This window comes from Enterococcus raffinosus (assembly GCF_019175485.1).
Lineage (GTDB): Bacteria > Bacillota > Bacilli > Lactobacillales > Enterococcaceae > Enterococcus_A > Enterococcus_A raffinosus.
The window spans coordinates 664,073-677,193 of record NZ_CP072888.1 but is presented as its reverse complement, the minus strand read 5'-3'; the positions used below and the strand labels follow the sequence as shown (position 1 = coordinate 677,193).

The 13,121-nt window shown below is 38.0% G+C and carries 9 protein-coding genes, 1 pseudogene and 1 other annotated feature; of the genes and pseudogenes, 1 reads left to right on the top strand and 9 read right to left on the bottom strand.

Annotation, left to right across the window (positions count from 1 at the left end):
* Positions 1 to 31: 31 nt before the first annotated feature.
* From radC to J9537_RS03265, 8 genes and pseudogenes are all read right to left on the bottom strand, one after another.
* Positions 32 to 583 (bottom strand): annotated as a pseudogene (gene radC / locus J9537_RS03300) (RadC family protein); the annotation flags it as partial.
* A 49-nt stretch (positions 584 to 632) separates the two neighbouring features.
* Positions 633 to 1,292: an HAD family hydrolase gene (locus J9537_RS03295; RefSeq protein ID WP_010746770.1), complete on the bottom strand. Its 660-nt coding sequence runs from the start codon at positions 1,290 to 1,292 to the stop codon at positions 633 to 635.
* Positions 1,279 to 2,607 (bottom strand): bifunctional folylpolyglutamate synthase/dihydrofolate synthase, encoded by a 1,329-nt coding sequence (locus J9537_RS03290; protein WP_218256740.1) that lies wholly within the window; start codon positions 2,605 to 2,607, stop codon positions 1,279 to 1,281. The genes J9537_RS03295 and J9537_RS03290 overlap by 14 nt, the downstream gene beginning before the upstream one ends.
* Before the next feature lie 167 nt (positions 2,608 to 2,774).
* Positions 2,775 to 5,414 (bottom strand): valine--tRNA ligase, encoded by a 2,640-nt coding sequence (locus J9537_RS03285; RefSeq protein WP_218256739.1) that lies wholly within the window; start codon positions 5,412 to 5,414, stop codon positions 2,775 to 2,777.
* 116 nt (positions 5,415 to 5,530) lie between these two features.
* Positions 5,531 to 5,742, bottom strand: a binding site (T-box leader).
* 33 nt (positions 5,743 to 5,775) lie between these two features.
* Complete coding sequence (locus tag J9537_RS03280) at positions 5,776 to 6,411, bottom strand: redox-sensing transcriptional repressor Rex (protein ID WP_218256738.1); 636 nt, start codon at positions 6,409 to 6,411, stop codon at positions 5,776 to 5,778.
* Between the two features lie 193 nt (positions 6,412 to 6,604).
* Positions 6,605 to 7,813 (bottom strand): tRNA uracil 4-sulfurtransferase ThiI, encoded by a 1,209-nt coding sequence (thiI, locus tag J9537_RS03275; RefSeq protein ID WP_218256737.1) that lies wholly within the window; start codon positions 7,811 to 7,813, stop codon positions 6,605 to 6,607.
* Positions 7,814 to 7,854: 41 nt separating this feature from the next.
* A complete protein-coding gene (locus tag J9537_RS03270) occupies positions 7,855 to 8,997 on the bottom strand; it encodes a cysteine desulfurase family protein (protein WP_218256736.1) in 1,143 nt (380 codons plus the stop codon).
* Between the two features lie 155 nt (positions 8,998 to 9,152).
* Positions 9,153 to 10,874: a septation ring formation regulator EzrA gene (locus J9537_RS03265; RefSeq protein WP_010746776.1), complete on the bottom strand. Its 1,722-nt coding sequence runs from the start codon at positions 10,872 to 10,874 to the stop codon at positions 9,153 to 9,155.
* A 315-nt stretch (positions 10,875 to 11,189) separates the two neighbouring features.
* On the opposite strand from J9537_RS03265, the gene J9537_RS03260 reads away from it, so the two are divergent.
* Positions 11,190 to 12,542: an aspartate kinase gene (locus tag J9537_RS03260; RefSeq protein WP_218256735.1), complete on the top strand. Its 1,353-nt coding sequence runs from the start codon at positions 11,190 to 11,192 to the stop codon at positions 12,540 to 12,542.
* Between the two features lie 51 nt (positions 12,543 to 12,593).
* On the opposite strand, the gene J9537_RS03255 is transcribed toward J9537_RS03260, so the two are convergent.
* A complete protein-coding gene (locus tag J9537_RS03255) occupies positions 12,594 to 13,103 on the bottom strand; it encodes a pyrophosphohydrolase domain-containing protein (RefSeq protein WP_218256734.1) in 510 nt (169 codons plus the stop codon).
* Positions 13,104 to 13,121: the final 18 nt, after the last annotated feature.

Genomic DNA, 13,121 nt, shown 5'->3' with positions numbered 1-13,121 from the left:
AGAGTACTCTAGTTTAGGATACTATGTTTAATGGATTTCCAGATGGATGGTTGTGTCCCAAAGCGACTCGTGCCGCACTGATTCGAACGGCCTCTCGAAAAATCTCTCTTGGATGAGCGATGCTTTGATTTAAGGAACCAATAAAAATCGTTTTCTGTAAAATAATCTCATTTTTGGTATTCAAGAAAAAAGCGACTAAATGTTCCTGTTGACAGTCCTTCAGCTCAGAGATCAGAAGTTGTCCCAGAGATAGACTAGATTGGACTCGCCCCATTTTAGGTTGTAAAGCTCGATTAATACGGTAGCCAAACTCCATCACTGCTTTTAATTCAACTGCACGTGTTTCACCAATCCCTTTAAATTGTTGGAGTTCTTGCAGTGACGCATGTTTTAAATCATAAAGTGCTGGATATTCACATAAAATACTTCCTGCCAGCTCCATTACATTTTGCTGACGCGATCCATTACGCAAGATAATCGCCAATAATTCTTGATCAGATAAATGCTTTTCACCCTCTCGCAACAAACGCTCACGTGGCCAAGAACTTTCTGGAAGTTCTTGTAACAATAAACTCTTTTCCATAAAAAACTCCTTTGAGTACTTTTCACTAAAGTACGCAAAGGAGCATTAATTAATCCTCTAAAAAATCAATCACATCATGCAGCGTTGGAAAAACTGCTGCCGTTTTCTCTTTCAGTTTATCCGTTGGCGGTACTATATCAGGTACCATAACGACTGGGATACCGGCTCCTTCTGCTGCTAAGATACCATTTTTTGAATCCTCTAAGACTAATCCGTCTGCACCATCAATTCCTAATCGATCAGCTGCAATCACAAAAATCTCTGGATCTGGTTTTGCCCATTTCACATCCTCTGCCGAAATGATATCAGAAAATTTCTCTCGAATACCTGCATGTTCTAATAGAATTTCAATCACTGGGCGTACATTACTTGAAGCTACTACTCGTGGAATTCCTTTTTTTTCCAAATAGGTCAGTAATTCATGGACACCCGGTTTCAGATCAACCTCGCCTGTTTTGAAACGGTCATGTGCCATTCCCCAACTCTCATCGATAAACTTTTGTACAGTCGCTTCTCCATGATCCGCATACATTTTGTGCAACTCCGCCCATACTTCTTCATCAGAAATGCCAATGAAGCGTGCATAGGTCTCTTTAGTGAAAGGAATGCCATATTTTTCAGCGACCACTAAATTTGCCTCACAATAAATCGATTCTGTATCAAACAACAAACCATCCATATCGAAAATAATTCCCTTAACTTTTTTCATTCGTACCTCCTAAATTTAGTAATAATTGACGTACTTCGGAAACAAAGTACAGTGAGCCCGTAATTAATAATAAATCATCCGATCCCATATCTTCCAGTAATTCTCCTAACCCGAATTGCCATAAAGAAACTACTTCAAAACGGCTATCTGCTTTATCAAAGCGGCTAAGATCTAATGCGTTTGGATATTCAAACGTTGTTAAATAAATTTGAACATTTGGAATCTCTGATAGCAGTGCTAGCATTTGATCGATGTCTTTCGTCTCTAATGCCGAAAAAAGAATTTTTATATTGTAGTCACGAAATTCTCTTTTTACGTTTTCAACTAGACGTTTGATGGCATGTCCATTATGGGCACCATCCATAACAATTAGTGGCTCATCACTGATTTTTTCCATTCTCGCAGGCCATTGTGCTTTCGATAATCCTCGTTGAATAATTCTTTCTTCAAACGGTAATCCTTGTTGTTCGCAATAGAGATGGAACAGTTCAATTGCAACGCCTGCATTTTCAACTTGATGTCGTCCTAATAATGGCACCTTGAGAGAAGAAAGTTTTCCTGCATGATCTGTAAAATTAAATAGTTCCCCCCAAATGGTATCCGGACGTAAATAATCCACCTGATACTCTTCTCCAAAACGATAAACTTTTGCAGTTTCAGCTGCAGCTTTTTCCACAATCTCGATCAACGGACCTTTTGTAATTTTCCCAGTTACTATTGGTACATTTTTTTTAATGATTCCTGCCTTCTGTTGCGCAATTTCATTTAATGTATCTCCTAGAATTTCCATATGATCGTAACCGATCGTAGTAATGGCTGTTAAAATCGGTTCTACTACGTTAGTCGAATCAAGTAACCCACCTAAGCCAACTTCGACAATGGCAACATCGATCTTCTCGTCTGCAAAATAATCCAACATAATGGCTGTTAAAATCTCAAATTCTGTAATACCACTAATCGAGGGTTCCTTATCAAGCTCCGCAACGATTGATTGATATTTTTGGACATAATGGATCAAAGCTGAGTCAAGAATTGGTTTTGCGTCAATAGCAATTCGTTCATTAAATTCTTCAATGTAGGGTGAGGTAAAGCTTCCTACTGTTACACCTGCTTCAATCAGGATACTGCGTAAATAAGCCACTGTTGATCCTTTTCCGTTTGTTCCCGCTACATGAATCACTGGTACTTTTTTCTCAGGATTACCTACTCTATTTAATAAGGCTTGGATACGATCTAAACCTGGGCGCGACCCAAATTTTTTTCGACTATGAATCCAAGCAATCGCTTCTTCTATCGTCAAAATTATTCGCCTCATTTTATATCATTTTTTTCATGCTTTCAGTATAGCAAAGTTTTTCAAAGAAAGATTGTTTTTGCATAGGTGAATTCACTTAAAAGAATTTTTTACCTTTACTTTTACTAACAAATAGAAAAATGGAGACGGTCATCTTCTGACCATCTCCATTAATCCGAGATACTATTTTACGAAATTGTTCGTAAGCTTTCGATACGCTCTTGCACTGCTGCTTGCTTTTCCAAATAGTCTTTTTCCTTCGCACGTTCCTCTGCTACAACATTTTCAGGGGCATTGGAAACAAATCGTTCGTTTGCTAATTTCCCTTGAACGCGTTTTACCTCGCCATTCCATTTTGCTAATTCTTTTTCTAATCGTTTGATTTCTTCGTCGATATTTATCAAACCAGCTAAAGGAAGATAAATCTCTGCACCTGTTAGCACGGCTGACACTGCTAAGTCTGGAGCAATAATATCGCTCGCGATAACTAATTCTTCTGGGTTACAGAAGCGTTCGATATAGCTGGTGTTTTCAATCAAGAATTTATCTACTTTCGGATCGTTTGTTTTAATTAATAAAGTAATCGGTTTTGAAAGAGGAGTATTCACTTCAGCACGAATATTTCGAACAGAACGAATCAACTCTTTTAAAACTTCCATACCTTTTGCGGCAGTTTCATCGTTGTTCTCTGGATGAACAACTGGATACTCGGCAACGACTAGTGATTCACCCACGTGAGGAATCTTCGCCCATATCTCTTCTGTCACAAACGGCATAATTGGATGTAACAATCGTAGGGTTTGATCTAACACGTAAACTAAGATGCTCTTCGTCGTTTGTTTTGCATCTTCATTTTCTCCATAAAGTATTTCTTTACTCATTTCGATATACCAGTCACAAAAATCATCCCACATAAAATTATAGAGCTGACGTCCCGCTTCACCAAATTCAAATTGATCAAATAAGCTCGTTACTTTTTCAATCGTTTCATTCAGACGCGTTAGAATCCAACGATCTGCAACTGTTTTTTCTCCAGTTAAATCAACATTCTCTGCAGTAAAGTCTTCAACATTCATAATTACAAAACGAGAAGCATTCCAAATTTTATTGATGAAATTCCAAGCGGCATCCATTTTTTCATAACTGAACCGAACATCTTGTCCTGGTGCCGAACCTGTTGAAAGGAACCAACGTAAAGCATCTGCTCCATATTTTTCAATGACATCCATTGGGTCAATTCCATTCCCCAATGATTTACTCATCTTGCGCCCTTGCTCATCTCGGATCAATCCATGAATGAGAACATTTTTAAATGGACGCTCATCGGTAAACTCTAAGCTTTGGAAAATCATCCGACTAACCCAGAAGAAAATAATATCATAGCCAGTAACTAATGTACTTGTTGGGAAATAGCGTTTATAATCTTCACTATCTTCATCTGGCCAGCCCATCGTAGAAAACGGCCATAATGCTGAACTAAACCAAGTGTCTAATACATCTGGATCTTGTTCCCAATTTTCACTATCCGCAGGTGCTTCCATTCCAACGTACATTTCACCTGTTTCTTTATGATACCATGCTGGAATACGATGTCCCCACCATAATTGACGAGAAATAACCCAGTCATGAACATTTTCCATCCAAGTCATAAACGTATTATTAAAACGTGGTGGGAAGAATTCGACTGCATTGTCTGTACTTTGATTTTTGACTGCTTGATCCGCTAATGGCCCCATCTTGACAAACCATTGAGTAGACAAACGAGGTTCTACTACAACGCCGGTTCTTTCCGAATGCCCTACGCTGTGAACCATCTTTTCAACTTTGATCAAACGACCAATTTCTTTAAGATCAGCAACGATGGCTTTACGAGCTTCGAATCGGTCCATTCCAGCATATTTCCCAGCAAGTTCATTCATACTACCATCTGCATTCATTACATTCACTCGTGGCAAATCATGACGATTTCCAACTTCAAAGTCATTAGGGTCATGAGCCGGTGTGATTTTAACAGCTCCTGTCCCAAACTCGCGATCTACATAGCTGTCTGCAATGATTGGAATTTCTTTATCAACTAATGGCAGAATCACCATTTTTCCGATTAAATCTTGGTAGCGTTCGTCCTCAGGGTGAACGGCAATCGCTGTATCTCCTAGCATTGTTTCAGGACGTGTCGTTGCAATTTCTAATACACCGCTGCCGTCAACTAATGGATAAGAGACATGGTAAAAAGCGCCCTCTAAATCTTTATGAATTACCTCAATATCGGATAACGCCGTTTTAGCTTGCGGATCCCAGTTGATGATATATTCGCCACGATAGATTAATCCTTTCTCGTATAAGGAAACAAATACTTTGCGAACTGCTTCCGACAAACCATCATCAAGTGTAAATCGCTCACGACTATAATCTAGTGATAAGCCTAACTTCGCCCATTGTTCGCGAATATGTCCAGCATACTCCTCTTTCCATTCCCACACTTGATCAACGAATTTTTCACGTCCGAGATCATAGCGAGAAATTCCTTGTTCTCTTAATTTCTCTTCAACTTTTGCTTGGGTAGCTATACCTGCGTGATCCATTCCCGGTAACCACAAAGTATCAAACCCTTGCATACGTTTTTGGCGAATAATCATGTCTTGCAAAGTTGTATCCCAAGCGTGGCCTAAATGCAACTTTCCCGTTACATTTGGTGGTGGGATTACAATAGAGTACGGTTTTGCTTGCTTATCTTCCGAGGGTTTAAATAAATCTTGATCCAACCATTTTTGATACCGACCAGCTTCAACTTCTTGCGGATTGAATTTTGTTGGTAAATTTTCAGTCATATATGATCCTCCTAAATTAATGATTAAAAAAATGTTATCGTTAACTTATATACAGTACATGCTAAAATTATTCTTTACTGCTTTATTAACGAAAAACGTCCTAGAACACGATTGTGTTCTAGGACGTAAATTACGCGGTACCACCTAAATTGCAGAAAAAATCTGCCGCTCATTCATGTCTTAACGGTCATGTGCCGTGCGTTCTTACTCGTTTCAGATCGCAAAACTCCCAAGCTACCTTCCATGAATCAAAGTGAAAATGTTTCAGCCTAGCATCTTCTCTCTAAATCTTTGATATTCATGTACTCCTCTTGATCATCGTCTGACTCATTCTACAATGAAGTCTGAAACTTGTAAAGCCCTACTGTCCATCAAAATAGATCAATGTCTGCAATTCAGAAGTCAAGTCAATATAATGAACATGGACATTATCAGGGACCTTCAGCGGGTCTGGTGCAAAATTCAAAATAGCCGTGATGCCATTAGCAACTACCCGATCAATTGCTCCTTGTGCATTTTGACTTGGTACAGTCGAAATAGCCACTGTAATTTTTTCCTCCGCTAAGACATCGTTCATCCCATCAATTGAATACACTCGATATCCACAGATTTCTTTTCCAACTTTTTCTGGATCATTGTCAAAAGCACAAACAATATTCAAGTTTTCATTTCGACGAAAATTATTATTTAAGAGAGCCTGCCCTAAATTTCCACAGCCAATCAAAGCAATCCGCTTTTCTTCCTTTGTTTCAAGCATGTCGCTAAAAACTTTGATTAAATCGCTGACATCGTAGCCGTAGCCGCTTCTACCTAGTTCACCAAAATGTGAAAAATCTCGACGAATCGTCGCAGAACCAACCTGAGTCATTTTACTTAGCTCAGAAGATTTTATGCGAGTAACGCCGTTTTTTTCTAATCCTTTTAAACAACGTAAATACAAAGACAGTCTTTTGGTTGTTGCTTTCGATAGTTGTGGTTTTTGAATGATGCGCTCCATGGTCGTTCTCCTTGTTTGTCAAAAATAGATTATCTTACAAATATCTTCGAATTCGCTTCTTTGCGAAACTCTATTATCTATACTCAATACGTTTGTTAAATACTTCACATAAACAATTTTAACATGTAGAAAAACCAATAACAATCTTTTGACAAAAAAAGAGCAAGAAAGTGTCTTTTCTTGCTCAAGAATATTATAAAAAGTCCGCAAATTCTTCGACTTTTTCTGATTGACTAGGAGTAATTTCTTCGATCTTTAAACCTGCTAAACAGCGAGACATTAATCCTTCAATGTCAAAACGTTCTTCTAGTTCTAAAACTTTATCCAATTTAGGGCGTGTTTTTGGTTGTGGCGGCGCAAAAATCGTACAGCAGTCTTCAAAAGGTTGAATTGCTAATTCAAAGGTATCAATTTTTTCGGCTAGTTCTATAATTTCAGTCTTATCCATCGTTACAACTGGTCGAATAATAGGAGTTGCTGTGACTTCATTAATAGCCACCATGCTGTGTAATGTTTGTGAAGCAACTTGTCCCAACGATTCACCATTCACAATAACTAACCCATGACGCATTTCACGAATCGCATCGGTCAAACGCAGCATCATTCGTCTCGTTAGCGTCATCCAATATCCTTGCGGGCTATGCCTTTTGATTTCCTCTTGAATTTCAGTGAACGGTACTTCGATAAATTGGATTGCCCCTACATAAGGTGTCAGCTTCTCTGTTAAATCTTTTGCCTTTTGCAAAGCTTGTTCGCTTGTATACGGTGGACTTGCGAAGTGTACAGCTTCAATCTCAACACCACGCTTCATTGCCAAGTAGCCAGCCACTGGAGAATCAATTCCACCAGAAAGCATTAACATCCCTCGGCCGCTAGTACCTACTGGTAGTCCACCTGCTCCTTTAATCGTTTCATACGAAAGGTAAGCTCCATCACGTCGGATTTCTACCCTCAAATTGATATCTGGGCGCTTCATCTGAGCTTTTATTTCTGGAAAAACATCCATTACCGCATTTCCTAAAAATTGCTGTAAGCCGTGACTGTCTAACTCGAAGTTATGGTCGCTGCGTTTTGCTGTAATTTTAAACGTTTCTTTTCCAGTGTAAAGTTCTTTCATAATTTTTTGTGTCATTTGCTTTAAATCGTCTAAATTTTTTTCAACCCGGATACTAGGTGAAAATGTTTGAATTCCAAAGACCTTTTCCAACTTTGGCAAAACTAGTCGGCTGTCTTCGCCATTTAACAAAATATGCATGCGATCATGATCAGCATGGATTTTTAGCTCTGGAAACTCAACTAATGCTCCACGTACATTTTGTGCTAATCGCATAATAAAACTACGCCGATTCTTTCCTTTTGTCGAAAGTTCCCCATAGCGAACCATAATTTCAGTATATTGCACGATCATTCTCCTTATTACTTACTCTTTAAGTATCATTTTTTTTAGTTAATCTTTGAAAATCTGTTGTATAAATGATTGAACACTATCATAAATTGTTCTGCTTCTGCCATGGTATTAGCTTCATCTAAACTCACACGTACAGCTGTTGTCGCAATATCGTGTGGAATATTCATTGCATGTAACGTAGAGCTATCAACTTTTTTTCGGCTAGAACAAGCACTGGTCGTCGAGACAAAAAATTTTTTTTCTTCTAGAGCATGTACCAAAACCTCACCACGAATGCCTTTTATTCCGAACGTCAAGATGTGAGGAGCAAAATTATCATCACCTGAAAAAATTGCTACCTTGTCATAGCCGGACAAGGCCTCTTTTAAATATTGACGAATAACTGCGGTATGATTCGGTCTTTCTTCTTTTTTCTCAAGGTGCATTCGCAAAGCACGACTCATTGCAACAATCGCTGGAAGATTTTCCGTTGTGGCTCGTTGCCCACTTTCCTGACCACCACCATTTAGTAATGGTGCTAATTTTTTTCCTGTTTTCCAATAAATAAATCCAACACCACGCGGTCCGTGAAATTTATGCGCAGAGAAAGTTGCAAAATCAACTCTAGACGTTAGCCATTTAGCTTGATCAACTTTACCAATAGCCTGTACAGCATCCACATGAAAGTGAATCTTCGGGTAACTCTCTAATACCTTGCTAATTTCCTCAATGGGTTGAATTGCTCCTATCTCATTATTTACACCCATAACTGAAACTAAAATTGTTTCTGGGCGAATCAATTCTTTAAGTTTGTCTACTATTACAAAGCCCTTCTCGTCAACAGGAGCGATACTTACTTCATACCCAAGTTCACTTAACTGTGCCGCAGTTCGACTAATCGCTGGGTGTTCTACACTAGAAATAATAATATGATTTCCATAATCACGTTTCGCGATTGCTGTACCTTTTAATACCCAATTGTCACCCTCAGTACCACCACTCGTAAAAAATATTTCATTGGACTGAACAGTTAAAAGCTCTGCAATTTGTTTGCGGGCCTGCTGTAACAGACGACTAGCCTGTGTACCCAAGTCATGAAGACTCGAGGGATTTCCCATAATGCGTTGACTCGTCTTTACATATGTATCAAGTGCTAACGGATAAATTGCTGTTGTTGCACTATTATCAAAATAAATCATTGTCTAACCTTCCTTCAAAAATTCTTTCCTATTATAGCGAGAATGATACAAGTCTTCAAGTATTCCTTACAAATACAAAGAGTTTCATAATCTCTTAGAGCTTCCTCAAGCCTATATAAGTCGCTGAAACAAAAAAAGCTGAGCATTCGCTCAGCTTATACTAAATCTCGATTATTAAAATAGAAATCTTCGATCCGTTTGAAGGCTCCTGGCTCCACTCGTTCAAGTGCTGTACCAATCTCATCTAATGCATCTTGATAACGATATTCTTTATTAAAAAGCTCCAAACTATTTTCAATTGCACTCTTAATTTCAGGATGCGTATGACGATAACGATTTGCATATTGCATCATTTGTTCTGTCAATGCAGCAGCATCAACCAAATCATACGTTTTTTGATCTAACATTTCCATGTCTTCATCACAAAGACTAACTAATTTATTGATGTCTTGCATGTTAATACGAATTTTGTTTAATGATTTACTTAATTCTTCCACACGATCTGTCGCAACAAAAAAGAATTCTAAATAATCTCCTGGTAATCCGGGTAAGCGTTGCTGTTCTACGTAACGTTTCAAATTACGTAAACGAAATTCATATTTCTCGATTTTTTCAGAAGCTTCTTTTTCACCTTTACGTAAATCATGCAGATCCTCATCAATTTCAACTTGTTTTGTTTCAATATCGTCTAGAACTTTAAACGCGTCTTTATAGAAGACTTGAACCTCTGAATATGGCAATTCGTGTTTATCGATTTGTGGTTCCATATTGCGATTGCGGCGTTCCAGTTCTTCAATTTCCGTTTGGAATCCGCGAGCACGACCTAATTCATTATTATTTAATGCATAACTTTGAGAAGTATGATCCAACTCAACCATTAACTGATGATTATTCCGAGAGGCATGTGAGATATACTCGCCAATTGTCTTACGGTTAGTCAACACATATTTTTTTGCTTCAAACTCTTTTTCCAACACTGCATAAAGATCATCAATTAACTCAGCAGTTTCTTTATTAGCAGTTTCTACAGTACTCAATTCGATTTTCTCTAAATCTTCTAAAGAACGTTCTACATGCTTTTTAACTTTTTCCAAACGTTCTTCAAAATCATCTTCTGGTAAGACAAAATGATCGGTCATCATTTTTTTGTATGTTTTCTCTAACTCATCTATTTGACTTGGGAATGTTTTTTCTAAATCTTCATAGATTGTTGGAACCTTTTGCATCGTTGCTTGCACTTCATAGGTATGCTTTTCAGCATCATCCAATACTTCACGTGCCTCAATCGGATCCCCAGATGTATTTAAGGTAACAAACTGTGTAAACTCAATCTCAACATTCTTTACTTGTTTTTGAATTTCAGGCAAAGCAGGTCCGAAGTTATCTTTTTTCTCCTTCAGATCCTTTTTTAATTCTTCGAAAACATCTAACGCTTGCTGCACCGCCAACGAATTCCGTTCTTCCGTCTCACGCAGTTCCTTTAGCCCAGTACGAATGCCTTCAACTTCTTCTTCCATCTCTGTCATCGTTCGTTCAGCACTTTCAATCGCTGATTTGCCCTTCATAAAACGGAAGGTCTCATTTTGACTTTCAACTTCAAAAATTTGACTTTCTAGTTCAGCAAAAGACTTGGTTGAAACATCCGTCCATTTCTGGTTCCATTCACGGAAAGTATTCTGACTCTGACCGACAAGGTGCATTTTCTTCACTTCATCGACTTCTTCCACGACAGGAAGATCGAATAACGCTTCTTTCCTTTTATCAAGTTCTTTTAAGCGTTCTTGATTCTTTTTCTTCATCAGATAACCAATCAAGTATAAAACGGCAGCCAAAATGACTAAGCCGATAACGATCCCTATGATTACATTACTTCCCATGTATGATTTTCCTTTCAACTATCAAGATTCAGTTTATTTAATGGTTCATATTTCTCTGTTTTTGGCGAAAACATCTAACGTAGATTATAACACAAAAGACTTTTCTCTTCACTAGCTAGTTTCGAAATCCTTTCGAAATGTTTATCGCACAGTCACTCCTCATACTAGCATTTTTTGAAAGCTGCTTCAATTACAATAAATTTAAGAAAAGTGTAATTTTATAAAAAAATCTGATCGCTAAAGCGCTAAATCCCCTTGAAATTGTATAGCTTTTCAGATAATATTAAAGCCACATTAAAATAAGAGGTGATTAAAGTGAAAGTTATTAAATTTGGCGGAAGCTCTGTAGCTTCAGCTGAACAACTAAAAAAAGTCTTAACGATTGTTACTGACGACTCAAGCCGTCGTTTCGTCGTGGTTTCTGCTCCAGGAAAGAGAACCAATAAAGACAAAAAGGTCACCGACTTATTGATTCAATTTTATAATGCTGTCGTGTACAAACATGATACAGAAGAAATAATCTGTGAAATTGTTGCACGTTACACTGAAATTGCTGCAGAATTTCAAGTTGATGAAGATATTGAAAAAAAATTCAGTACTGAACTGAAACAACTTCAAGATAATTACGATGAAAAAAACATTTATGCTCTAGATAGCTTTTTGGCTAGTGGAGAAAATTTAAATGCACAGCTCGTTGCCGCTTGCTTTCAAAAAAAAGGTGTCAATGCTCGCTATATAAATCCCAAAGAACTGGGAATTCTCGTCTCCGATGAGCCACAAAACGCGCGGATTTTAGAGGAATCTTATGAAAAAATTTATCAGTGGCGTGACTCGGAAAATATTTTAATTATTCCTGGCTTCTTTGGCTACACTAAGGATGGGCATCTTTGTACATTTTCACGTGGTGGTTCAGACATAACTGGATCTATTGTTGCTGCAGGTTTAAAAGTGGACCTATATGAAAACTTCACAGATGTAGATGGGATTTTTGCTGCGAGTCCTAAATATATTCATGATCCAGAATTAATCGAATATGCTACCTATCGTGAGATTCGTGAATTGACCTACGCAGGCTTTACTGTTTTTCATGATGAGGCGTTGATGCCCGCCTTTAAAGCACAAATACCTGTGATTATCAAAAATACCAATAATCCGGATTGTCAAGGAACCCTAATCAAAAAATCATTCGATGATGAAAATCGTAATGAAGTTGTCGGTGTTGCCAGTGATGGTGGATTTTGCGGCATCACAATTGGGAAATATTTATTGAACCGTGAAGTCGGTATCGTTCGGCGCATCCTGCAAATTCTTGAGGATCTAGGTATCGGCTTTGAACACATGCCTTCAGGAATTGATGATATTTCAATCATTTTAAGAGAGCGTCAATTAACTCGTGATATTGAGGCCGAATTAATGAAGCAGATTGAAGAAAAAATTAAGCCTGATCAATTATCAATCGAACATGGTCTATCTGTTGTAGCTCTAGTTGGCGAAGGAATGCGTGAGCGTCCTGGTACTACTTCTGATAGTACTGCTGCTTTAGCACGAAAAAATGTTAACCTGCGAATGATTTCTCAGGGAGCCGATGAGCGTAGTATTATCTTTGCAATCCGCAGTGAACAAGAGCGGTTAGCTGTTCGATCACTCTATTACACATTTTTTGATTAAAATTTAGAACGTACGCTTTTTTACAAAGCAAAAGCTAAAAAGGAAAGGCCCTTATTCGGCTTTTCCTTTTTGTCTTTCTAATTCAATTTTTATTAGTGGTTCTGGAGCATATTTTTCTTGCCAATCTTCTGGCTTCATCACCTTGTTAGTTATTGGATGATATCTGGGTTTCCCATCTGGAAAAAGCTTTCCCATATTCGCTTGGTGAACAATCTCAAAAATTGGCTTCGGGTCGACCCCGATCAAAGCAAATGAACCATATGTAAAATAAAGTAAATCAGTTAAAGCATCGACTTCCACAATCAATGGATCATCTACTGGTTCCGATTTTCGCAAAACTTTCTCTTTTGCTTGATCGACACTTTCATGAAGTTCCTTAACTAACTCATTAAATTCTTCTTCGTCACCTTTTGACACACCATATAAGAATTCAACAATTTCTTCAACCTTAAATCCTGCCCGAAAACTTCCTCGTTCTTTAGTGAAAGCTTTCGGTTTGCTTGGTGGTAACGGCGCAAAGGTTGAATGGAACTCGCGCGCCATTTGATATGGTTCATTCATCTGTTAATACTCCTATCA